Origin of the sequence: Enterococcus sp. AZ119 (genome assembly GCF_050546175.1) — a bacterium.
Taxonomy (GTDB): domain Bacteria; phylum Bacillota; class Bacilli; order Lactobacillales; family Enterococcaceae; genus Enterococcus; species Enterococcus faecalis.
Window position 1 is genome coordinate 553093 of sequence record NZ_CP172951.1, and the last position, 21892, is coordinate 574984.

General features: G+C 37.4%; 22 protein-coding genes and 3 other annotated features. Of the genes, 12 read left to right on the forward strand and 10 right to left on the reverse strand.

Features of this window, described 5'->3' with window-relative positions; genetic code table 11:
• Window positions 1-48: 48 nt before the first annotated feature.
• Window positions 49-1074, reverse strand: a complete 1026-nt coding sequence (locus tag IGL37_RS02695; protein WP_002378052.1) for a DUF4097 family beta strand repeat-containing protein — start codon at window positions 1072-1074, stop codon at window positions 49-51.
• Window positions 1074-1733 carry a DUF1700 domain-containing protein gene (locus tag IGL37_RS02700; RefSeq protein ID WP_010775019.1) on the reverse strand — a complete coding sequence of 220 codons (660 nt, stop codon included), beginning with the start codon at window positions 1731-1733 and terminating at the stop codon, window positions 1074-1076. Before IGL37_RS02700 ends, IGL37_RS02695 begins: the two co-directional genes overlap by 1 nt.
• A 316-nt stretch (window positions 1734-2049) precedes the next feature.
• On the opposite strand from IGL37_RS02700, the gene IGL37_RS02705 reads away from it, so the two are divergent.
• Entirely contained in the window at window positions 2050-4263 is a 2214-nt protein-coding gene (locus IGL37_RS02705) for an autolysin (RefSeq protein ID WP_002386158.1), read from the forward strand.
• 50 nt (window positions 4264-4313) lie between these two features.
• Window positions 4314-4546 (forward strand) — a binding site (T-box leader).
• A 121-nt stretch (window positions 4547-4667) separates the two neighbouring features.
• Window positions 4668-7082, forward strand: a complete 2415-nt coding sequence (gene leuS / locus IGL37_RS02710; protein ID WP_002364766.1) for a leucine--tRNA ligase — start codon at window positions 4668-4670, stop codon at window positions 7080-7082.
• A 54-nt stretch (window positions 7083-7136) separates the two neighbouring features.
• Here leuS and IGL37_RS02715 read toward each other — a convergent pair whose 3' ends face one another.
• From IGL37_RS02715 to IGL37_RS02735, 5 genes are all read right to left on the reverse strand, one after another.
• The gene (locus tag IGL37_RS02715) at window positions 7137-7361 is read right to left on the reverse strand and encodes a DUF3955 domain-containing protein (RefSeq protein ID WP_002383054.1); all 225 of its coding nucleotides are present in this window, start codon (window positions 7359-7361) and stop codon (window positions 7137-7139) included.
• 96 nt (window positions 7362-7457) lie between these two features.
• A complete protein-coding gene (locus IGL37_RS02720; RefSeq protein WP_002355676.1) occupies window positions 7458-7901 on the reverse strand; it encodes a hypothetical protein in 444 nt (147 codons plus the stop codon).
• Window positions 7902-8076: 175 nt separating this feature from the next.
• The gene (locus tag IGL37_RS02725) at window positions 8077-8910 is read right to left on the reverse strand and encodes an amino acid ABC transporter substrate-binding protein (RefSeq protein WP_002355679.1); all 834 of its coding nucleotides are present in this window, start codon (window positions 8908-8910) and stop codon (window positions 8077-8079) included.
• Window positions 8911-8920: 10 nt separating this feature from the next.
• Window positions 8921-9556 carry an amino acid ABC transporter ATP-binding protein gene (locus tag IGL37_RS02730; protein ID WP_002358764.1) on the reverse strand — a complete coding sequence of 212 codons (636 nt, stop codon included), beginning with the start codon at window positions 9554-9556 and terminating at the stop codon, window positions 8921-8923.
• Window positions 9557-9568: 12 nt separating this feature from the next.
• Window positions 9569-10213 carry an amino acid ABC transporter permease gene (locus IGL37_RS02735; RefSeq protein WP_002383057.1) on the reverse strand — a complete coding sequence of 215 codons (645 nt, stop codon included), beginning with the start codon at window positions 10211-10213 and terminating at the stop codon, window positions 9569-9571.
• A 54-nt stretch (window positions 10214-10267) separates the two neighbouring features.
• Window positions 10268-10510: a binding site (T-box leader), on the reverse strand.
• A 155-nt stretch (window positions 10511-10665) separates the two neighbouring features.
• Window positions 10666-10898 (reverse strand) — a binding site (T-box leader).
• Window positions 10899-11045: 147 nt separating this feature from the next.
• Between IGL37_RS02735 and IGL37_RS02740 the strand changes: the two genes are divergently transcribed.
• Both IGL37_RS02740 and IGL37_RS02745 read left to right on the forward strand, forming a co-directional pair.
• Window positions 11046-12677: a peptide ABC transporter substrate-binding protein gene (locus tag IGL37_RS02740; RefSeq protein WP_002404754.1), complete on the forward strand. Its 1632-nt coding sequence runs from the start codon at window positions 11046-11048 to the stop codon at window positions 12675-12677.
• A 106-nt stretch (window positions 12678-12783) separates the two neighbouring features.
• On the forward strand, window positions 12784-13032 hold the full coding sequence (locus tag IGL37_RS02745) for a GlsB/YeaQ/YmgE family stress response membrane protein (RefSeq protein ID WP_002355684.1): 249 nt from the start codon (window positions 12784-12786) through the stop codon (window positions 13030-13032).
• A 65-nt stretch (window positions 13033-13097) separates the two neighbouring features.
• Here IGL37_RS02745 and IGL37_RS02750 read toward each other — a convergent pair whose 3' ends face one another.
• Together IGL37_RS02750 and IGL37_RS02755 are read right to left on the reverse strand one after the other, a co-directional pair.
• Window positions 13098-13421, reverse strand: coding sequence for a DUF960 domain-containing protein (locus IGL37_RS02750; protein WP_002355697.1), 324 nt, complete (start codon window positions 13419-13421; stop codon window positions 13098-13100).
• Window positions 13422-13672: 251 nt separating this feature from the next.
• Complete coding sequence (locus IGL37_RS02755; protein WP_002358773.1) at window positions 13673-14281, reverse strand: 50S ribosomal protein L25/general stress protein Ctc; 609 nt, start codon at window positions 14279-14281, stop codon at window positions 13673-13675.
• A gap of 330 nt (window positions 14282-14611) precedes the next feature.
• Here IGL37_RS02755 and IGL37_RS02760 point away from each other — a divergent pair, with 330 nt between their 5' ends.
• Both IGL37_RS02760 and IGL37_RS02765 read left to right on the forward strand, forming a co-directional pair.
• Window positions 14612-15394: a pseudouridine synthase gene (locus tag IGL37_RS02760; protein ID WP_002361308.1), complete on the forward strand. Its 783-nt coding sequence runs from the start codon at window positions 14612-14614 to the stop codon at window positions 15392-15394.
• Window positions 15391-16071: a YjjG family noncanonical pyrimidine nucleotidase gene (locus IGL37_RS02765; RefSeq protein WP_002366238.1), complete on the forward strand. Its 681-nt coding sequence runs from the start codon at window positions 15391-15393 to the stop codon at window positions 16069-16071. Before IGL37_RS02760 ends, IGL37_RS02765 begins: the two co-directional genes overlap by 4 nt.
• A 34-nt stretch (window positions 16072-16105) precedes the next feature.
• Here IGL37_RS02765 and IGL37_RS02770 read toward each other — a convergent pair whose 3' ends face one another.
• On the reverse strand, window positions 16106-16561 hold the full coding sequence (locus IGL37_RS02770) for a GNAT family N-acetyltransferase (protein WP_002355701.1): 456 nt from the start codon (window positions 16559-16561) through the stop codon (window positions 16106-16108).
• A 174-nt stretch (window positions 16562-16735) separates the two neighbouring features.
• Between IGL37_RS02770 and udk the strand changes: the two genes are divergently transcribed.
• The 6 genes from udk (at window position 16736) to IGL37_RS02800 (ending at window position 21891) form a co-directional block, all read left to right on the forward strand.
• Window positions 16736-17365 carry a uridine kinase gene (gene udk, locus IGL37_RS02775; RefSeq protein ID WP_002355702.1) on the forward strand — a complete coding sequence of 210 codons (630 nt, stop codon included), beginning with the start codon at window positions 16736-16738 and terminating at the stop codon, window positions 17363-17365.
• Window positions 17366-17533: 168 nt separating this feature from the next.
• Window positions 17534-17875, forward strand: coding sequence for a type II toxin-antitoxin system PemK/MazF family toxin (locus IGL37_RS02780; RefSeq protein ID WP_002355703.1), 342 nt, complete (start codon window positions 17534-17536; stop codon window positions 17873-17875).
• Between the two features lie 101 nt (window positions 17876-17976).
• The gene (locus IGL37_RS02785; protein WP_002361311.1) at window positions 17977-18942 is read left to right on the forward strand and encodes a Gfo/Idh/MocA family protein; all 966 of its coding nucleotides are present in this window, start codon (window positions 17977-17979) and stop codon (window positions 18940-18942) included.
• A 369-nt stretch (window positions 18943-19311) separates the two neighbouring features.
• Window positions 19312-21231, forward strand: coding sequence for a BglG family transcription antiterminator (locus IGL37_RS02790; protein ID WP_002388793.1), 1920 nt, complete (start codon window positions 19312-19314; stop codon window positions 21229-21231).
• Window positions 21197-21520, forward strand: a complete 324-nt coding sequence (locus IGL37_RS02795) for a PRD domain-containing protein (RefSeq protein WP_002393661.1) — start codon at window positions 21197-21199, stop codon at window positions 21518-21520. Before IGL37_RS02790 ends, IGL37_RS02795 begins: the two co-directional genes overlap by 35 nt.
• A 14-nt stretch (window positions 21521-21534) precedes the next feature.
• Window positions 21535-21891, forward strand: coding sequence for a glycine-rich SFCGS family protein (locus IGL37_RS02800; protein ID WP_002355707.1), 357 nt, complete (start codon window positions 21535-21537; stop codon window positions 21889-21891).
• The last annotated feature ends 1 nt before the right edge of the window (window position 21892 follow it).

The window sequence follows — 21892 nt, forward strand, 5'->3', positions numbered from 1 at the left end:
AGCACAATCTCTCATTGTGGTGCCAGAACTTTTTTAAATGGCGCATGTTTATTGATTATCATCATCAGGAGTATCAACGGTAATATCGCCGAATTCGCTAGAAAGGTTAAACTCTGTATCCGCACGACCATTCTTATAAGATGTTCGCTCTTTGTTTAAAAGTTGAACATCGCCTAATTTTGATTCCCCTTTGATTGAAATGTCACGCAAAATTTCTCCAGAATTTACATAAATATCTCCATGGACAAGAGCGACAGTTAATTTTTTAGGCACAGCAGGCATGTCTAAAGAAAAATCACCATTTTCACTTGAAAAGTTAGCTTCTCCTTTGAAATCATAGACGCTAATATCGCCATCTGTCGTTGTTGCTTGGATGTTTCCGCGAGCATTTTGCACTCGAATATCACCAGAAATAGTCGTATTTTTGATTTCATCGAAATAGGCTGAATCCAACGTTATATCGCCGTCAGTGGTTTCAACTGTTGCTTTTTTAGCGGAAGTATCCGCTGAAAGGTAGATACCATCTGAAGAGTTAAGCGTCATTTTTTTGGCTTTAACACCCGATAGACTAACATAAGAATTTGGTAGATTAGTTGTTAATTCGTCTACGTTAAAAGCATTCAATGAAACTGGTGAATGGGTTGAGCCATCAATTACTAACTTTTTCACATTATTAGGAATCTGGACACTCACGTTCGGTGTGAAGTCACTAAAAATACCAATATTAAAGAATGACAATTCGGGTTGGTTTTGTGTGCGAGTGGTATTGATGGTTGCTGTTATTTTATTTTTTTCTTCTTTGACATTTAAGGTGCCTTCAGCTTTTGAATAAAAGGCATTATTCGGTGATCGTAACCCCATTTTGTTACTATCAGTTTTATAAATGGTATAAGGGCCTTTGCCTTTTAAGGATAAGTGAAGTTCTTCGCCTGCTTGTTTATTTTTTAGTGTATAACTTTCTTTTAGCGGTGTGACTGATTTTTCCGCTTGCTTGTAATAATAGACGGCGCCAGATCCACCAATTAGCATCGCTAAGACAGCAATGGATAAGAGAATCCCTGTTGTTTTTTTCATTAGATATCACCTCGTAAAACAGCAATGTTCCATTGGAAATAACGCTTAAAGACATGTGCTGAAAATTTTAAAATTGGTAGAAAAAGTAACCAACCAATGATTGATGCACCAAATAAAAAGAGACTCATAGATAATTGGAAAAAGGAAGCGGCATTTGCTTGGGTAATAACACTATAAATACCATAAATTGGTGAAAATAAAGTTGCAGCTCCGGCAATGCCACAACCGACGTACATTAAGGCAATCCCTAAAATAACCCAAAACATGAAGAAAAAATTTAAACAGAAAATACCAAGCACTTGGAAAAATCGGGTTAGCGACCGATGCTGTGGTCGTTGATAGTATGGAGAATCATTATCATAGTAAAATTCAGATTCTTCTTCATAGGGATGATCATAAGCAGGTGTAGCCGCTGGAATTTCTTGCCAGCCATTATTTTCAATTTTTCGTTCCGTCAATTCGATGCCTTGTTCTTTTAAAATTTCTTCTGCGATAACCCGTGGTTTCCCCAATGATTTTGCCACTTGTTCTTCTGTTTCGCCTTCCGCAACACGAGCATCAAATAACGCCTTGTATTTCGCAAGAATAATAGCTTGATCTTTTGGATTTAATGCTTTTAAATAAATTTTCAGCTCAATAATAAAATGTTCTTTATTCATTCCGCTCCCTCTTTCTACACGATTCATTTCTCATCTTAAACTATAATTTCTTTTTGAGCGAATAACAAGAGGAATTAAAAAAATCAGACTAAGGTAAAGAAGCATCTACAACTAAAGTCGCAGTTTTTTTCCGAGTAGTAACAAGAGAGGAAATCCATGTTAAAAAACATTACTTCTTTACAATCTAGTTACAGTAATATGAAATTTTGTTGAAGTGTTTTTAATTCGCTAGAAAAAAAGGTATACTTGTTATAATAACAAAACTAAAAAATTACATTTACATATAAGTTAAAAAAGGAAAGTTGGGGACGTATCAATGAAGAAAGAATCAATGTCACGTATCGAAAGAAGGAAAGCACAACAAAGAAAGAAAACGCCAGTACAATGGAAGAAGAGCACTACTTTATTCAGCTCGGCGTTAATTGTTTCATCTGTAGGAACACCCGTTGCGTTACTACCAGTGACTGCTGAGGCAACAGAAGAGCAGCCAACAAATGCGGAAGTTGCCCAAGCACCTACTACGGAAACTGGCTTAGTAGAGACACCAACCACAGAAACTACGCCAGGAACTACGGAACAACCGACAACGGATTCGTCAACAACGACTGAATCGACAACTGAATCATCAAAAGAAACACCAACAACACCAAGTACCGAGCAACCAACAGTTGATTCAACTACACCTGTGGAATCAGGAACGACTGATTCTTCAGTAGCAGAAATCGCGCCAGTAGCTCCTTCAACAACCGAGTCTGAAGCAGCGCCTGCAGTTACACCCGATGATGAAGTAAAAGTACCAGAAGCTAGAGTAGCTTCTGCGCAAACTTTTTCAGCGTTATCACCGACGCAAAGTCCTTCAGAATTTATTGCCGAGTTAGCTCGTTGTGCACAACCTATTGCGCAAGCCAATGATTTATATGCATCAGTGATGATGGCTCAAGCAATCGTTGAAAGTGGTTGGGGAGCAAGTACGCTATCTAAGGCACCAAACTATAACTTATTTGGGATTAAAGGCAGCTACAATGGACAATCTGTCTATATGGATACATGGGAATATTTAAACGGCAAATGGTTAGTGAAAAAAGAACCTTTCCGTAAATATCCTTCTTATATGGAATCATTCCAAGATAATGCGCACGTGCTAAAAACAACTTCTTTCCAAGCGGGCGTTTACTATTATGCTGGGGCTTGGAAAAGCAATACAAGCTCGTACCGCGATGCAACTGCTTGGTTAACAGGTCGTTATGCGACAGATCCTAGCTACAATGCTAAATTAAATAATGTCATTGCCGCATATAACTTAACTCAATATGATACACCATCTTCTGGTGGAAATACTGGGGGCGGAACAGTTAATCCAGGAACAGGCGGTTCTAACAATCAATCAGGAACGAACACGTACTATACTGTAAAATCAGGGGATACCTTGAATAAAATTGCCGCGCAATATGGTGTGAGCGTTGCTAATTTACGCTCATGGAACGGCATCTCTGGCGATTTAATTTTCGTTGGTCAAAAACTTATCGTGAAAAAAGGTGCTTCAGGTAACACTGGTGGCTCAAACAACGGTGGCTCAAACAATAATCAATCAGGAACGAACACGTACTATACTGTAAAATCAGGGGATACCTTGAATAAGATTGCCGCGCAATATGGCGTGAGCGTTGCTAATTTACGCTCATGGAATGGCATCTCTGGCGATTTAATTTTCGTTGGTCAAAAACTTATCGTGAAAAAAGGTGCTTCAGGTAACACTGGTGGCTCAAACAACGGTGGTTCTAACAATAATCAATCAGGAACGAATACGTACTACACAATTAAATCAGGCGATACCTTGAACAAAATTGCCGCGCAATATGGCGTGAGCGTTGCTAATTTACGCTCATGGAACGGCATCTCTGGCGATTTAATCTTCGCTGGTCAAAAAATTATTGTGAAAAAAGGTAATTCAGGTAACACCGGCGGCTCAAGCAATGGTGGTTCTAACAATAATCAATCAGGAACGAATACGTACTACACGATTAAATCAGGCGATACCTTGAACAAAATTTCTGCACAATTCGGTGTTAGTGTGGCTAACTTACAAGCCTGGAATAACATCAGCGGTAGTTTGATTTTTGCTGGTCAAAAGATTATCGTGAAAAAAGGTGCCAACTCAGGTTCAACGAATACGAACAAGCCTACGAATAATGGTGGCGGTGCGACAACATCCTACACGATTAAATCAGGTGATACGCTGAATAAAATTTCTGCACAGTTTGGCGTGAGTGTTGCTAATCTACGTTCATGGAACGGGATCAAAGGCGATTTAATTTTTGCTGGTCAAACAATCATCGTGAAAAAAGGCGCTTCTGCAGGTGGCAATGCTTCTTCAACAAATAGTGCATCAGGCAAACGCCATACAGTTAAAAGCGGTGATTCACTTTGGGGCTTATCAATGCAATACGGAATCAGCATCCAAAAAATCAAACAATTAAATGGCTTAAGCGGGGATACAATTTATATTGGTCAAACTTTAAAAGTTGGTTAATTTAAGATTGAAAAAAATAGCTATCTTTGGTAACATGAGTCTTATAATAGAAAAAAACAATGAGAAGGAATAGTAGAAAGAACCATGTGATAGAGAGCGTATGGCTGGTGGAAATACGTACAGAAGCTTTTGAACTCGCCTTTAAGTTACTTTTTTGAACAAACCAAGTAGGAAAAGTCGGTGACGATCGTTAAGACGTTTGAGGTTAAGGTGACGGTGACTGACCGTTTCTTTGACGAATTTAGGTGGTACCACGTTGCATTTGTATGTTCACGTCCTATAGGAATTTTTCCTATAGGACTTTTTTTTTATCACTAAGTGGCTAGTTTAAGTCAGAATAGTGACAATGGCTGCAGGTGGCAAATTTTAAGAATGAAAAATTTTATATTACTAGGAGGAATAACATGAGCTACAATCACAAAGAGATTGAGAAAAAATGGCAAAAATATTGGGCTAAGAACAATTGTTTCAATACATTGGACGACCCAAATAAAGAAAAATTTTATGCACTAGATATGTTTCCCTATCCATCTGGACAAGGCTTACACGTAGGTCACCCGGAAGGCTATACAGCAACCGATATTCTTTCACGTATGAAACGTGCGCAAGGCTATAATGTGTTGCATCCAATGGGCTGGGATGCGTTTGGTTTGCCAGCAGAGCAATATGCGTTAGATACAGGAAATGACCCAGCTGAATTTACTAAGAAAAATATCGAAACATTCCGTCGCCAAATTAATTCACTAGGATTCAGCTATGATTGGAATCGTGAAATTAATACCACTGATCCTGAATATTACAAATGGACACAATGGATATTTACAAAATTATATGAAAAAGGGTTAGCTTATGAAGCAGAAGTTGCGGTTAACTGGGTACCTGAACTAGGAACTGTTATTTCAAATGAAGAAGTCATTGATGGAAAAAGTGAACGTGGCGGTTATGATGTGGTTCGCCGACCAATGCGTCAATGGATGCTGAAAATTACTGCTTATGCAGATCGCTTATTAGAAGATTTAGAGCTTGTTGATTGGCCAGAAAGTATTAAAGATATGCAACGAAATTGGATTGGACGTTCTGAAGGAGCCAATGTGACCTTTAAAGTCGCTGGCACAGAAGAAAGTTTCACGGTGTTTACAACCCGTCCTGATACCTTGTTTGGTGCAACCTATACTGTTCTAGCTCCTGAACTAGAACTAGTGAAAAAAATTACGACACCTGAACAAACAGCAGCTGTAGAAGCATATATTGAAGAAACCTCAAAAAAATCTGATTTAAATAGAACGGATTTAGCAAAAGAAAAAACAGGTGTTTTCACAGGTGCGTATGCGATAAATCCAGTCAATGGCCAAGAAATTCCAATTTGGATTGGCGATTATGTTTTAGCAAGCTATGGCACAGGCGCAATCATGGCGGTCCCAGCGCATGATGAACGGGATTACGAATTTGCGAAAACATTTGGCATTGATATCCTACCAGTAATCGCAGGTGGCGACATTACAACAGAAGCCTATACAGGGGATGGACCGCATATCAATTCTGATTTCTTAAATGGATTAAACAAAGCAGAAGCCATCGCTAAAATGAATGAGTGGCTAGAAGAAAATCACGTAGGGAAAAAAGAAGTATCTTATCGTTTACGTGACTGGTTATTCTCTCGTCAACGCTACTGGGGTGAACCAATTCCTGTGATCCATTGGGAAGATGGAACAACCACAACGGTTCCTGAATCTGAGTTACCTCTACGTTTACCAGTAACATCGGATATTCGCCCAAGTGGAACTGGGGAATCGCCATTAGCAAACATTGATGAATGGGTCAATGTCGTCGACCCTGAAACTGGCATGAAGGGAAAACGTGAAACGAATACTATGCCACAATGGGCTGGAAGCTCTTGGTATTACTTACGATTCATTGATCCTCATAATAAAAATGAAATTGCTGATTTTGAAAAATTAAAACGTTGGTTACCAGTTGATATCTATATTGGTGGTGCCGAACATGCGGTGCTACATTTACTTTATGCTCGTTTTTGGCATAAATTCTTATATGATATTGGTGTGGTTCCTACCAAAGAACCTTTCCAAAAATTATACAACCAAGGTATGATTTTAGGAGAAAACAACGAAAAAATGTCTAAATCACGTGGCAATGTTGTAAATCCCGATGATGTGGTGGCTAAATATGGTGCGGATACGTTACGTCTTTATGAAATGTTCATGGGCCCATTAGATGCTTCCATTGCTTGGAATGAAAATGGCTTAGAAGGAAGTCGTAAATTCTTAGATCGCGTTTGGCGTCTGATTGTTGATGAAGAAGGCAAAATGCGTGACCGAATTACCACAATTAATGATGGCCGTTTAACGAAAGTTTATCACCAAACGGTTAAAAAAGTGACAGAAGATATGGCAAACTTGCACTTTAATACAGCGATTTCTCAATTAATGGTTTTTGTGAATGAAGCCAATAAAGTGGATGCCTTACCTTATGAATATGTGGAAGGATTTGTCCAATTACTTGCGCCAATCGCGCCACATATTGGTGAAGAACTATGGCAAATTTTAGGTAACGAGGAAAGTTTAACTTATGTCCCTTGGCCAACCTATGATGAAGCAGCCTTAGTAGAAGATGAAGTGGAAGTAGTTTTCCAAGTGAACGGAAAATTACGTGGCAAACAAAATGTCGCTCGTGGGTTAAGCAAAGAAGAATTAGAACAAATTGCAATGAACCATGAAGCTGTTAAAGAATTTATTGAAGGAAAAACAGTGCGCAAAGTGATTGCTGTTCCAGATAAATTAGTAAATATTGTTGCAAATTAAGTTATATGTTTTTATTAAAAAAAGAGCCGGACGTATCAAAACGTCAGGCTCTTTTTAAGGTTGTTTTGTTTTACCTTTTTGATTCATATGTTCTTTACATGTGATTGTTATAACCGAAAGCAAGGCGATGAAGAGAAAAAAGTAACCGAGCGGCGTACAGAAAAAGGCGGGTTCTTTTAAAAGTCCATCGCTAGATAATGTTGATCCAACTAAAATAGAGATCATAAATAATAAAAGACTAATCAAGCCAAGAAATAAGCTAATACGATATTTTTTCAACTTCAGTTCCTCCTTTAATGAACTATCACTAAGATAAATCAAAAAGGTTAACTTTTTTTTAGGCAACTGTTAAAACTTAGATAAGAAATCTATTTTCTAAGTTTGTCGTTGTTGGTAATTGGTTAAGATCATACGTGAAAAGGGACCGACAATCAGCAATTGATAAGGAAGGGCAACAATAAAGTTCAGGCCCCAAGCTTGGAAATACGCACTTAGTGACAACGTCTGGCCTTCCATTAATAAGCCAAATAAAGACATACAAGTCACCATGCCGATAATCATGAGACTCGAAATGGTCAGAATAAGTAATAGCCGTTTTTCTTTATTAAAGGGTAAAGAAAAAGCGATTTTCTTAGCTAAGACACCAACGATGAAAACGTCTAAAATAAAAGCAACGATAAATCCAGGAAGCAAACCTTTTGATAAGGCGTACAATGAAAATTCTCCATGCAATAATAAATTATAGGTGCTCATTCCGAAAACCATCAGAAAGCACATTAACGTAGTAAAAAGCATTCCTTCTTTTTTATTAGTAGGCATTTTTTTCTCCTTTCATTTATTGAGAGTAATGATTGTTCTAGGCAGAAAAGGACAAATTCTCTCGACTTTTACTAGTGTAGCAAAAATAAAAGTTCTTCATAAGTTAGAATTTGCTAAGAATTTGATTCAAATAAAAAGGTGTACTAAGTCAGCAGTACACCTTTTTATTCGTTATTTAGTTTATTTTTGTGTTATTTGTAACGTCCTCTCCAAACCATTTTTGAGAAATTTTACTAAGGGTGCCATCTTTTCGTAACGTTTCAAAGGCAGTATTGATTTTTTGGACTAATTGATTGTCTGATTTGCGGACGCCCACAGCAAAATCTTCATTGTCATAGCCGACATGAGAAATAGTATAGTTTTTTAAATTATCTTCGTGGGAAAGATAGTAGTTGGCGTAAACGCGATCGATTAGGAGTCCGTCAATTCGACCAGATTTTAAATCTAAGAAAGCTTCATTAAAGCCGTCATATAAAATAGGTGTTTGGTCTTTAACAAATTTTTTCAAAACGTCAGGCTGACTTTCGAAGCCATCATAGCCAGAAGAGCCGTTTTGAACCCCTAAAATTTTGCCTTGCATGTCGCTCGCTGTTGCAATGTTTTTTTCTTTTAAAGAAACAAGTACTTGATCGTTCGTCATGTAAGGTTGTGTGAATTGAACTTTTTCGGCCCGCTCGCTCGTTTTAGTGTAGCCGTTCCAAATAAGATCAATGGTTTGATTTTGTAATTCTGTTTCTTTCATAGACCAATCAATCGGTTGGAAGTCAACGGAAATGCCATAAAGTTTAAAAACCGCTTTGGCTAAGTCGACATCAAAGCCGACAATTTTGCCTGATTTATCTTGAAAACCCATGGGCACAAAGGAGTCATCTAAGCCAATAATAATCCGTTTTTCTTCGTTAATCCGTGTCCATTGATCTTCGTTGCTTTTTCTTTTACCACAACCTGCAAATAGGAGTAAACTACAACAGATAACCAGCAAGGCTAAAGAATATTTCTTTTTCATCATAAACTCCTTTCTATTGGACGGGGGCAACCGTCAAAAGATTGTCTGCAATTTTTTCAGCGAAAGCCATATCGTGGGTCACGACAATCTGTGTCATGCCTTGTTTCCGTAAATCTAAAATAACTTCTTCCACTTGTTGGCGTAAAGCTGGATCTAGCGCGCTCGTTGGTTCATCGTACCCAAGAACTTTTGGCTTCATTGCTAAGGCACGAGCAAGTGCAACTCGTTGTTTTTGTCCACCGGAAAGTTGGTACGGATAGAGTTTTTCTTTACCAGCCAAGCCCAATTTTTCCAGTAATTCTAAAGCTTCTTGCTGACTTTTTGCTTTTTCTTCTTTTAGTACTAATGTAGGTGCTAAGGTAATATTTTCTAAAACTGATAAGTGAGGGAAAAGTTGGAAGTCCTGGAAAACGACCCCAACCACTTGATCGGCATTGTCCATTTCAGCAGGATTGAAAGGAACACCATCCAACAAAAGCTCGCCAGAATCAATGGTTTCTAAACCAGCCAAACAACGAAGTAAAGTGGTTTTTCCGCCGCCTGAAGGACCAACAATCGTTAAAATTTTACCATCTGGAATTTCTAAATTTAAGTGATCAATAATGGTCCGGTTATCAAAATGTTTGGTTAAATTTTTAATAGTTAACATGGTAGAGTCCTCCTATTTATAATATTGATAGAATTTTTCAATTTTCTTAGAAGCAACAGTCAAAATTGCCGTAAAGAGTAAATAAATCACTCCCACTAAAGCTAATGGTACTAATGTAACATCGCGGCTCATCGCAATTTTACCAGCACGTAAAAGATCGCCTAAGCCAAGTACATAAATAAGAGAAGTATCCTTGACCAAATTGATAATTTCATTTCCTACGGAAGGCAGCACGATTTTAACAACTTGTGGCAAAATAATCCGCGTGACTGTTTGAAAACGTGTTAAACGTAAAACCTTAGCAGCTTCATATTGACCTTGGGGAATTGCTTGAATCCCCCCGCGAAAAATTTCAGCAAAGTACGCAGCATAATTTAAAATAAATGCGAATAAGGCTGCATCGTAACGTTCAAAGACAATACCAATTAATGGTAAGCCGTAAAAAACAAAAATTAATTGTAACAATAGCGGAGTGCCGCGCATTAACCAAATGTAGAGGTTAATTAAGTAACGTAAAGGTTTAAACGAACTTTGTAAAATAAAGGCAATGATGATCCCCAGTGGAATCGAGCCAAGGAGTGTAAAGAAAAAGACTTTCAGTGTCATGCCAGCTCCGCTAACTAAAGCAGGTAAAATTTCTAAAATATAATCCATCATTTTTTCCTCCAACAATTTTTATTAAAAAAACAAAAAAGCCTCTTGGCTGTGAGCCAAGAGGACGAATCGCATTCGTGGTGCCACCTCAATTTACTTATCTTTCACAAGATAAGCCTTATGTAGTTGCGTTGACAACTACTCTCTGTTAACGATAGAGTCACCGGTTTTTCTTACTAAAGGATTCAGAAAAACATCTTTTAGGTGTGAGTAAAGAAGAATCCATCTTTTTCTTTCAGCCAATGAAAAAGTCTCTGTAAAGGAAGAGCTAAATTACTATGTCCTAAGCCTTGATTGTAAGTATGAAATTGTTCGAACGGAACAGAAAACCTGTTGCTTTTCTAGCTTATCCCATTAAGCATATAGAAAAGAGGACAACAGACTTGAGCAGTTGAGGCACTCTCTCAGGTTGAAAAGCGCATCTAAAAAAACAAAAAAGTCCTTTGGCTGAATAGCCAAAGGACGAATAATCAATTATCGTGGTTCCACCTTAGTTTATTCGTGTTTCGCAACACGAACCTTATGAAGTTCATAACTTCGCCTGTTAACGAGTGGTCCCGGACTTTCCTACTAAGGGTTCAAAAAGTCAACTCCCAGATGTGGTTCGCTGTTTCTTTACGTCTTTTTCCACCAACCAAAGACTCTCTTCACTAAAGGAAACAGTTACTCTTCTGTTCTCTGTTTTTCAATACTGTACCACCAGAAAAAATATCTGTCAACTCTTATTCTTAAAAAAATATTTTTCTTTCAAAAAGTAAGTGCTGAAAAAGGACAAATGTATGGAAAATCATGTAAAATGTAGGTAAGTTGTTTGAACAGAAGGAGGAGTTTTGGTATGAAACAGAAAAAGTGGTTAATCGGACTTGTTGCACTGGGCTTGGTTTTAGCAGCATGTGGAAGTGGCGGTTCGAAAACGACCTCGAATGAAGCAGCTACACAGAAAATTAACGTCGCATCTGGTGGTGAACTCTCGACATTAGACAGCGCTCATTATACAGATGTCTATAGTTCCGATATGATTGGTCAAGTAGTTGAAGGCTTGTATCGACAAGATAAAAACGGAGATCCTGAGCTAGCTATGGCGAAAGCAGAGCCACAAGTTAGTGAAGACGGGTTAGTCTATACATTCAAGTTACGAGAGGCAAAATGGACAAACGGGGATCCTGTTAAAGCAGGGGATTTTGTAGTTGCGTTTAGAAACGTGGTCGATCCAGCGTATGGTTCAAGTAGTAGTAATCAAATGGATATTTTTAAAAATGGGCGTGCGGTGCGGGAAGGACAAGCCACGATGGAAGAATTTGGTGTCAAAGCAATCGATGACCAGACACTAGAACTAACATTAGAAAATCCAATTCCTTATTTAGCCCAAGTCTTAGTTGGAACACCTTTTATGCCTAAAAATGAAGCCTTTGCCAAAGAAAAAGGTACTGCCTATGGGACTTCTGCAGATAATTTTGTTGGCAATGGACCATTTGTAATTTCAGGTTGGGATGGCAATTCCGAAACTTGGAAATTGAAGAAGAATGATCATTATTGGGATAAAGAACACGTAAAATTGAATGAAATTGATGTTCAAGTAGTGAAAGAAATTGGCACAGGAGCCAATCTTTTTGATAATGGCGACTTAGATTACACTGTTTTAGCAGATACTTATGCACTTCAGTATAAAGAGTCAAAACAAGCGCATTTTGTACCTAAAGCTATGGTAGGTTATTTAAGCCCTAATCATCGCCGTGAAATCACCGGCAACGAACATGTTCGAAAAGCTTTTTTACAAGCGATTGATAAAGAAACTTTTGCAAAAGAAATTTTAGGAGATGGCTCGACAGCTTTAAATGGTTTTGTACCAGCTAATTTTGCAAAAAATCCAGATACAGGTGAAGATTTCCGTAAAGAAAATGGTGATTTATTGCCATATAATATTAAAGAAGCCCAAGCTAACTGGACCAAAGCGAAAGAAGAGTTGGGCAAAGATAAAATTGAATTGGAACTAATCTCAGCGGACTCAGCGATTGCCAAGAAAACCATTGAATTTGTTCAAGGGCAATTGCAACAAAATTTACCAGGTTTAACAATCAAATTAAAATCATTGCCTTTGCAAAATCGTTTGGATTTACAAACAGCAGGTAATTACGATTTAGCCTTTGGAACATGGACACCTGACTATGCTGATCCCATTAATTTTTTAGAATTTTATGACTCGAAAAGTGGCTTAAATACTTCTGGTTATAACGATTCGGCGTATGATGCGGGTCTCCAAAAAGTTAGAAAAGATTACGCCAATGAACCTGAAAAACGCTGGAATGAATTACTAAGTTTAGAAAAAACATTAATTGAAAAAGATGCCGGTGTTTTACCACTATTCCAAGGAGCCATTGGTTACTTGAAATCAGATCGCTTACAAGGTTTGCAAGTATTTTCTTTTGGTCGCACAGTATCCTATCGTTTAGCTTATGTAGAAGAATAAATTGACTTCTGAAAAGTCCTATCTTTTGAAAAAGTCTGCTTTCTGTTTTATCCTTAAAGTAGGAAAATTAACTAAAAAAATCAACTATGAAAGGTAGGTTTTTCAAATGTTTAGCTTTCTATGGGCATTAATTGTCGGAGGAATTATTGGCGCAATTGCTGGCGCAATTTTAGGAAAAGACGTGCCAGGTGGCATTATTGGAAATATTATCGTGGGCTTTTTAGGAAGTTGGGTAGCATCACTTTTGTTGCCTTCTTTAGGACCAGTCATCGGCGGGTTTCCAATTATCTCAGCGTTGCTAGGAGCGATTATCTGTATCGCTATTTACTCTTTTATTGTAAACCGCAAGGCGTAAAATTTTAAAATTAAAAAATACCACCGAGTGTTTCATTCGGTGGTATTTTTATTTGTTGAAATTATTTAAGATTCTAACATTTCTGCAGGTAATAAAATCGTTTCACGATGGCCATCATCAAAAGCAAAAATTCGCGACGGATATGCCGTAGAATAACTAAATGGTAAGTCGATGGCCATTTCTACTGAACTATTTTCTTGAGAAAAATGGACAGTCACTTTGCCATTATTGTTCAACAAATCAAAGTGAAGTAAGTCGTTTAAAGGGATAACCCCTTTTAGATTTAAGTCAATAATCAACCAAATACTATCAATTAAGCCACTAGGTAAGCTAGAAACAACACCTAATGAAGCATAGCGGCTACGGTCACTATCAAAACGTTCAAACATATGGATGACCTCCTTTTTGTTTACTTACTTTTAGTATACTGCAAATTTAAAAAAAAGAAATTGTTTCGTTGGAAAATATTGCGTAGATTAGCAAAAATTTAATATTCCTCTGTAGCTTCCTAGCTTTGCAGGTGTCATCATTTATGTGAAGAAATCAAGATATGCAGTAAAAAGAAAATGGGACGTACGTTGTTTCAACGTACATCCCATTTCTAAAACTTAAGAGAATCAGCTGAACAAAAGTGTACTCTTTATTCGGCTAATTCTGGTTCAGTCGTTTCAGCAGCTGTTCCTTCTTCTTCTTCAGGAGCAGTTTGTGCTTCAACAATAGCAACTAGTTGTTCTTCTGGATCAGTTAAAATTTCATAGTCTTTGTGTTCAGGTAAATCAGCGATTGTAAGAGCATCACCAATTTCTAAGTTTGTAATATCTACTTCAATTGATTCTGGCAATTTGTCTGGTGTGGCTGCCACTAAAACAGTGTACAAGTTTTGAGCTAAGGTACCCCCAGCTTTCACACCTGCAGATTCACCAATTAATTGAACTTCTGCTTCGACTTCTGTTGTTTCTTTCATATTTACAGATAAGAATTCAACATGAAGCATTTGACCAGTAAAGGTATCTAACTGTGCTTTCGACATTAATGTGTTGATGTTTTTGCCATCAACTGTCATTTTAATAACGGTGTTAGCACCATGTTCGCGTAAAATTTTTGATAAGTCTTTTTCTTCAAAATAGATTGGTGTACTTTCAATTTGGTAACCGTAAACAATGGCAGGTACTTTCCCTTCGTGACGTAGCTGATTTCTTAGTGAACGTGGACGGATAGCTCTTTCTTTAACTTCTAATTGTACTGACATAACCTAATTCCTCCTTGAAATAATGAGTGATTTGGTTAAACTCAGAAACAAAACATAATGGAAAAAAGAAACTCTTTTTTCAGTTGTTCTTGTCTAGAAAAATGCTAACAATAATCAAAAAATCCCCACAAATATTGCCAGGCAACACTCATGGGAATGGTTCATTGTTATCGTTGTTCTCTCCCAGGTCATTACGCTGTTTTTGAGAAACCTTTATTTACTTTACTTATTAACCGTAACACTTATATTTTTATACGTCAAGGAATTACCTTTTTCTACTTTTCATCTTTAACGGATTCCACTATACTAATACCAGAATGGAGCGGAACAATGCGATTAGATAAATTACTAGAAGAACTTCAGTTTGGATCACGCAAAACGGTGAAACGATTAATCAAAGGCAAGCAGGTCACTGTGGATGGCATCGTGACTTTAAATGAAAGCCAAAACGTTGATGCGCAATTACAAATGATTAAAGTAAAAGGACAATTAATTTCGCATAAGACACATGTGTACTATATGTTGAATAAGCCAAAAGGTGTGGTTAGCGCTGTCTCAGATGCATCTAAAAAAACAGTTATTGATTTGATTGCGCCACAAGACAGACGCCCTGGTCTTTATCCAGTGGGCAGACTCGATGGCGATACGGAAGGGTTACTTCTATTAACAGATAATGGACAATTAGGGTATCAATTAATTCGGCCAAATAAAGAAGTAGCGAAATGTTATGAAGTGAAAGTCAATGGTTTGGTCTCTGCAGAAGATTGTGCTAAATTTAAAGATGGGATTGTTTTGCAAGGAGGCATTCAATGTAAGCCAGCAAAAATAACTGTTCTTGCAGCGACTGAAACGGAGAGTCATGTTTTCCTGACTATTCAAGAAGGAAAATTTCACCAAGTGAAAAAAATGTTTTTATCCGTGGGGAAAAAAGTGACTGCTTTAAAACGCCAAACTATGGGGCCGTTGCGGCTAGATCCGCAATTACCTTTAGGTGCTTATCGTTCATTAACAAGAGAAGAGTTACAATTGCTATTGCCTTATTTTTTTATTGAAAAACAACAAACAAGCAAAGCGTTACCGAGTAATTTGAAAAGAGAAGAGGAACGGAAATGAAAACATTGCTTTTTGATGTTGATGATACATTGTTAGATTTTAAATTGGCTGAAAAGAAGGCGCTCCATGCCTTATTTGAAGAAGAAAATGTACCATTTACATCTGAAGTCGAGTCAACGTACCACCGAATTAATCAAGGATTATGGCGTTCATTTGAAGAAGGAAAAATAACAAAAGATGTTCTCCTTGATACACGGTTTGGTTTATTGTTTGACGCGTTTAATCGAGAAGTTGATAGCGTTAAAATGGGAGAAAACTACCGAGAATATTTAAGTCAAGGACATGACTTGCTTGGCAATAGTCAACGTATCTTGGAAAAATTAGCACCCCATTATGATTTATATATTGTGACAAACGGAGTGGCAAAAACACAGTATCGTCGGTTGGAAGAGTCGAAATTAATGCCTTATTTTAAAGATATTTTTGTTTCAGAAGAAGTGGGTTATCAAAAACCGATGAAAGAGTATTTTGATTTTGTTTTTGAACGGATTCCTAATTTTAGTCGAGAAAAAACAATGATTATTGGCGATTCTTTGCATTCAGATATTCAAGGAGGCCAACAAGCGAAAATTCAAACTGTTTGGCTCAATCCGACCTCCGCTCCAGCAACACCAACAATTCAACCCAATTATACGATTCAACAGCTAGATGAGTTGTTACCAATTCTTGGGCATTAAAAAACAACATTTCCTGTACAGGAAATGTTGTTTTTTAACTTAAATGTAACCGTAAGCGAACCATATCTTTTAAAGGCAAGCCGTTTTCCATAATGGGCTCATCATAATGATGGATAAAAAAATCTGGTTCAATATGTGTCATTCGAAAACCGACTTTTTGGTAGAGATATAGCTGTTGAAAGCCTGTGCTCCCAGTCCCAATCTCCAAGTAATCATACTTTTCTTTTTTGGCAAAATCAATGGCAAAATGTAATAACTCTTGTCCGATGCCCCGCCCTCGGCTTTCTTCTGAGACAGCGATGTTTACGATTTCCAATGTCCGTGGGTGAGTCGGCAACAGGACTAAAATTCCTTGAAGTTCTTCAGTCTGATAGTCAAAGCAAATGCCGCGGGTAATGTAATCTTCCACCATTTTTTTTGAGGGATCTGCCTCATAAAGAAGAGCGTAATGCGCAGTTGTAAGTGCTTCTTTTTTGACTTTTTTAATCATAGGTAGGATTCTCCTTTTATTGATAAGTATACTGTAATTGAAAGAAGTGTGGGCAGATTTTTCATAAGAAGATAAAAATCACATGAAAAGTCTTGGAAAAGGTCTGGCATTCTTCAGAGTTTTCATTATAATAGTAAAAGACAATGAAGTTTTTGAAAAGAAAGAGGTTTATACATGAAAGATAGTCAGCCAATTATCATTGGTGTTACTGGCGGATCAGGAAGCGGAAAAACCAGTGTTAGCCGTGCGATTTTTAATAATTTTCCCGATCATTCAATTATGATGTTAGAACAGGATTCTTATTATAAAGATCAGAGCCATTTGAGTTTTGAAGAACGTTTAAATACCAATTATGATCATCCTTTTGCGTTTGATACAGATTTATTGATTCAACATGTTGAACAACTGTTAAATTATCAAGCCATTGAAAAACCAGTTTATGACTACGTTGCGCATACAAGAAGTACAGAAACGGTGATCCAAGAACCGAAAGAAGTAATTATTCTTGAAGGGATTTTAATTTTAGAAGATCGACGCTTAAGAGATTTAATGGATATTAAAGTGTATGTGGATACAGATGATGACATCCGTATTATTCGTCGAATCAAGCGTGATATGGAAGAACGTGGCCGCACGTTGGATTCTGTGATTGAACAATATTTGACAGTCGTCAAGCCCATGTATCACCAATTTATTGAACCTACGAAACGTTATGCAGATATCATTGTGCCAGAAGGTGGCGAAAACCACGTCGCTATTGATTTAATTAATACAAAAGTGGATAGTATTTTAACAAAAATGTAATAGTCAGCTTAAATAGCCGTCTCTATATCAGAGTCGACTGTTTAAGCTTTTTTTGACTTTTAAAGGGTGGTTTTATCAAATATTTTAAGGGATAGCTAAAAAGTTGAAAATATTGCAAGAAACAATATGCTATAATTTTTTAAAGGAAAAGGAGGGAAGGGAATCTGAATGATAAAAAGAGGTGAGGTTTTTTATGCGAATCTCTCACCAGTTGTTGGTTCTGAACAAGGTGGGATTCGACCTGTCCTGATTATTCAAAATAACAAAGGTAACTTATTTAGTCCAACGTTGATTGTTGCACCGATTACCCGTAACGTAAGCAAGCGGCTGCAACCAACGCAAGTCCTCATCGAAATTCCCCATAACGAGTGCAGGACGCCATCACTTATTTTGTTAGAACAAATTCGAACATTGGATAAAGAACGAATGCTACACAAGGTTTGTCAACTTTCTCGTGAAGAGATGGAACAGGTCAATCAAGCTTTAAAAGTTAGCGTTGGTATCCGTTAATTTACATATAAAGAAATCGTTTTGGGGAAACGGTTTCTTTTTTTGTTGAAATGGTTTCCAAATATTCGTTTTTCTCGTATAGTGAAAGAGGAGGCGATCACATGGATAAAATTCGTTATGGAATTATGAGTACTGCCCAAATTGTCCCAAGATTTGTAGCAGGGCTTCGAGAAAGCGCGCAAGCTGAAGTGCGCGGGATTGCATCAAGGCGTTTAGAGAATGCTCAAAAAATGGCTAAAGAATTAGCGATTCCGGTGGCTTATGGCAGTTATGAAGAGTTATGTAAGGATGAAACAATTGATATTATTTATATTCCCACCTACAATCAAGGACATTACTCAGCAGCTAAGCTTGCGTTATCACAAGGAAAACCCGTCCTACTGGAAAAACCATTTACATTAAATGCTGCTGAAGCAGAAGAACTCTTCGCAATCGCACAGGAGCAAGGGGTTTTTCTAATGGAAGCTCAGAAGTCTGTCTTTTTACCAATTACCCAAAAAGTAAAGGCAACGATTCAAGAAGGGGGATTGGGAGAGATTTTATGGGTTCAGTCAGTTACTGCCTATCCCAATGTGGATCATATTCCCTGGTTTTACTCGAGAGAAGCGGGTGGTGGAGCGCTTCATGGCTCAGGAAGTTATCCATTACAATACTTACAATACGTATTAGGGAAAGAGATTCAAGTGGTTACGGGAACCGCAACATATCAGCAAGGGGCGACGGATAGTCAATGTAATTTAGCTTTGAAATTTGCTGAAGGGACGCTGGGCAATATTTTTATTAATGTTGGTTTAAAGATACCTAGTGAAATGACCATTTGTGGTACAAAAGGGCAAATCGTTATTCCTAATTTCTGGAAAACAGATTGTGCTTATTATACAGATGCTCAAGGCAACACTGTCAAATGGTCTGAACAATTCACTAGTGAATTTACGTATGAAATCAATCATGTGAATCAATGTTTACAAGACAAAAAGTTAACTAGCCCCGTAATGACGAAAGAATTAACGATAGCAACCGTTAAAATTGTTGAAAGTTTTTATCAAGAATGGTTCGATAACGAATAATTATCATCACTTGCTATCCAAACTATTCTGTGTTAAAGTGTGTTTTATGCGACGAGTTGACTCAATCAGATAGCTTCGGCTATTCCGTTTTGACGGCTAGTGATTGTCAAACACAACGACACCAGATAGTACGGCTATCAGTTACCGGATTTGTAACGTGTCGGACAGAATACTTTTGTGGAGAAGGTTTCTGTCTATTTATGCAAATAAATAGTGTGGTATCCCTTAACAGTAGTAACTGTTAAGGGATTTTTTTGTATGAAAAGAGAAGTGTTGCACTTTTATAAGTGCAACTTTTTTGTGTTGTGGAACAGATAAAATAACGCTATAGTTTTAAGTGTAAAGGGAAAAGAAAAGAGGTGACAAGTCATGACCGTGTTGTTGTCCAAAAGAGCGATAAATATTTTATTGATGCTTTTGGATTTGGAAGGGAGTATTACCACGCAAGAATTAGCTGAGAACTTTACTGTCAGCGTTCGAACAATTAAGTATGATTTAGAAGATATTCGTGCTTGGTTTGAACAGCACGATGAGACACTTTATTCAAAACGAAATAAGGGAATCTGGCTAGATTTACCTGACTCTAAACGCTTACTGTTAAAAAATGAAATTATCGATGTCGATCGATTTGAAACCTATCCTGATCAAAAAAGACGAGTCAATGTATTGATTTTTCAGTTATTGTCAGTCAAAGGGTACTTAACGGCACAGCAGCTAGCAGATGAATTATTAGTGAGTCGAAACACAATTGTCAGTGATTTGGAACAGGTCGAACGGTTGCTGCAAGCATATGATTTAACCTTAATTCGCCAAGCACGGCAAGGGTTTACAATCAGTGGTGAAGAAAGCAATGTACGCTTACTGATGGAATTTATCACTCAAAAAGAACTTACAGAATACGATATTTACCAAATTATGAACTATGTGACAAAGACAAAAGGGGCTGAAAAAATCCCTAAAATTAAATTTGGGTCAGGGACATTGTTTCAAGGTTGTTATCGTAGTGCATTGAAAAAAATGCGAAATTTAATTAATCCACTCGATCAAAATCAATTTGATTATGCCGAAATATTATCTATTACGTTGAGAGTGGCAATTGCCGCAGCACGTATGCAGATGGCACATACAATTGGGACTTACCGAGTGTTATCACAAAAAACACGCTTTGAACAACGGAACGAAGTACCACTTTTACTTTTACAAGAGGTGTTTGAACGGTATGACTTGCCTTTATTAGCGGATGAATATTTTTATATTTATAGTGATTTATTCGGAACCCATCAACGGCAAGATATGGTTCAATTAACAAAGCAAGTGATTGAAAGCGTTTCAAAAGAGCTGAATTATCCTTTTGTAAATGATCGCCAATTATTTACGAACTTGTTTGCACACCTGTCCTTACGTTTTACAAAGAAACATTTATTTATTAATGAATACAATCCGTTTTCTGAAGAAATCAAAGGAAAACACCCAGCGTTATTTTTAGCTATTCAAAGTGCCTGTAAACAATTAATTCAACGTTCTGTTTTGTTAGTCAACGATTCTTTCTGCGCATATATTGCGTTGCATTTTTTGGCAGCTCAGGAACGACAACAGCAGGAAGCTAAAGTTGTTAGGATTGTGTATGTTTGCTCGACGGGCTTAGGTGTGACCAGTTTAATTGAACAAAAAATTTTAGAGGAAGTACCAAACGTTGAACTCGCAGGATTTGCTTCTGTTTTAAATGCAACTGAAGTGATTCAAGCAGAAAAGCCCGATTTGGTATTGAGTATTTTCCCAATTGAAGAAATGACATACCCATTTATTAAAGTTAGTCCATTGTTGACGGACACAGACTTAAGTTTGATTCGGGAAGAGGTCGATAAAATTTTATTAGGGAAACGTCAAGGGAAAGGTACCGCTCGCTCCACGAAATCTGATGTAATTGAAAAAAATGAACGGATACAAAGCCAAGATTTATTAGTAAAAGCGTATATTATTTATGAAGAGTTAAAACGAATGTTTCAAACAAAGTTACTGAGCGAATATCAAGAAGCCTTTTTACTTCACGTTTTATTAATGACACATCGGATTACGTTTAATAAACAATACGAAGAGATTCCTTGTAATAGAGAAGTATCTCATGAAAGGCAAGAAGAAATTCGGCAAATTGAATGTTTATTTGCTAAAAATGAGTTACCTGTCAATCATGCTGAAATTTCAGCATTACTTAATTATTTAGAACAACCAAAGGAGGAAGAGGATGGAACTAGCAATGGAAGCACAGGAGATCATTCGACAAAGTGCTGAACCAGAAAAGCTACAATCGATTATCAAACAAACCAGTGCGCGATTAGCAGAAGCACAAATTGAACCAACGGAATTACAGTGGACGATTTTGATTAACCATCTCAATGAGATGCTGAATCGTTCAAGAGAAGGAACGACATTATCTGGTGTTGATCGGACGTTATTTACGGAACTAACACCAGAAACGTTGAAAATTGCACAAGAAACAACAGAAGCAATTGGTCAGTTATCAGAAGATGAGTGGTATGTTTTAGCTGTTCATTTTGAAGTTGCTAAACAAAACAATTAATAGGAGGAAAAGTTATGATTACAGTAGTTATCGCAGATCGTTTAGGAAAAGGACAAAATGTTGCAAAAGGAGTGGAGCAAGCCGGTGGTCGCGCGGTTGTTGTTCCAGGAATGGGCGCTGATATGCGTTTAGGAGATGTGATGCAACAAGAAAAGGCAGATTTAGGCATTTCTTTCTGTGGCAGTGGTGGTGCAGGAGCGTTAACGGCTGCTACTAAATACGGGTATCCCGAAAGACATGGCATGCGATCAATCGAAGAAGGGGTAACAGCAATTAACGATGGGAAAACTGTTCTTGGATTTGGTTTTATGGATCAGGAAGAACTTGGTAAACGAGTAACTGAAGCATTTATTAAGAAACACGGAGCATAGA

Bases quoted from the DNA above. Each gene is read 5' to 3' on its own strand.
- IGL37_RS02695 (WP_002378052.1), bottom strand. From the start codon at position 1,074: ATGAAAAAAACAACAGGGATTCTCTTATCCATTGCTGTCTTAGCGATG.
- IGL37_RS02700 (WP_010775019.1), bottom strand. From the start codon at position 1,733: ATGAATAAAGAACATTTTATTATTGAGCTGAAAATTTATTTAAAAGCA.
- IGL37_RS02705 (WP_002386158.1), top strand. From the start codon at position 2,050: ATGAAGAAAGAATCAATGTCACGTATCGAAAGAAGGAAAGCACAACAA.
- leuS (WP_002364766.1), top strand. From the start codon at position 4,668: ATGAGCTACAATCACAAAGAGATTGAGAAAAAATGGCAAAAATATTGG.
- IGL37_RS02720 (WP_002355676.1), bottom strand. From the start codon at position 7,901: ATGCCTACTAATAAAAAAGAAGGAATGCTTTTTACTACGTTAATGTGC.
- IGL37_RS02725 (WP_002355679.1), bottom strand. From the start codon at position 8,910: ATGATGAAAAAGAAATATTCTTTAGCCTTGCTGGTTATCTGTTGTAGT.
- IGL37_RS02730 (WP_002358764.1), bottom strand. From the start codon at position 9,556: ATGTTAACTATTAAAAATTTAACCAAACATTTTGATAACCGGACCATT.
- IGL37_RS02735 (WP_002383057.1), bottom strand. From the start codon at position 10,213: ATGATGGATTATATTTTAGAAATTTTACCTGCTTTAGTTAGCGGAGCT.
- IGL37_RS02740 (WP_002404754.1), top strand. From the start codon at position 11,046: ATGAAACAGAAAAAGTGGTTAATCGGACTTGTTGCACTGGGCTTGGTT.
- IGL37_RS02745 (WP_002355684.1), top strand. From the start codon at position 12,784: ATGTTTAGCTTTCTATGGGCATTAATTGTCGGAGGAATTATTGGCGCA.
- IGL37_RS02750 (WP_002355697.1), bottom strand. From the start codon at position 13,421: ATGTTTGAACGTTTTGATAGTGACCGTAGCCGCTATGCTTCATTAGGT.
- IGL37_RS02755 (WP_002358773.1), bottom strand. From the start codon at position 14,281: ATGTCAGTACAATTAGAAGTTAAAGAAAGAGCTATCCGTCCACGTTCA.
- IGL37_RS02760 (WP_002361308.1), top strand. From the start codon at position 14,612: ATGCGATTAGATAAATTACTAGAAGAACTTCAGTTTGGATCACGCAAA.
- IGL37_RS02765 (WP_002366238.1), top strand. From the start codon at position 15,391: ATGAAAACATTGCTTTTTGATGTTGATGATACATTGTTAGATTTTAAA.
- IGL37_RS02770 (WP_002355701.1), bottom strand. From the start codon at position 16,561: ATGATTAAAAAAGTCAAAAAAGAAGCACTTACAACTGCGCATTACGCT.
- udk (WP_002355702.1), top strand. From the start codon at position 16,736: ATGAAAGATAGTCAGCCAATTATCATTGGTGTTACTGGCGGATCAGGA.
- IGL37_RS02780 (WP_002355703.1), top strand. From the start codon at position 17,534: ATGATAAAAAGAGGTGAGGTTTTTTATGCGAATCTCTCACCAGTTGTT.
- IGL37_RS02785 (WP_002361311.1), top strand. From the start codon at position 17,977: ATGGATAAAATTCGTTATGGAATTATGAGTACTGCCCAAATTGTCCCA.
- IGL37_RS02790 (WP_002388793.1), top strand. From the start codon at position 19,312: ATGACCGTGTTGTTGTCCAAAAGAGCGATAAATATTTTATTGATGCTT.
- IGL37_RS02795 (WP_002393661.1), top strand. From the start codon at position 21,197: ATGGAAGCACAGGAGATCATTCGACAAAGTGCTGAACCAGAAAAGCTA.
- IGL37_RS02800 (WP_002355707.1), top strand. From the start codon at position 21,535: ATGATTACAGTAGTTATCGCAGATCGTTTAGGAAAAGGACAAAATGTT.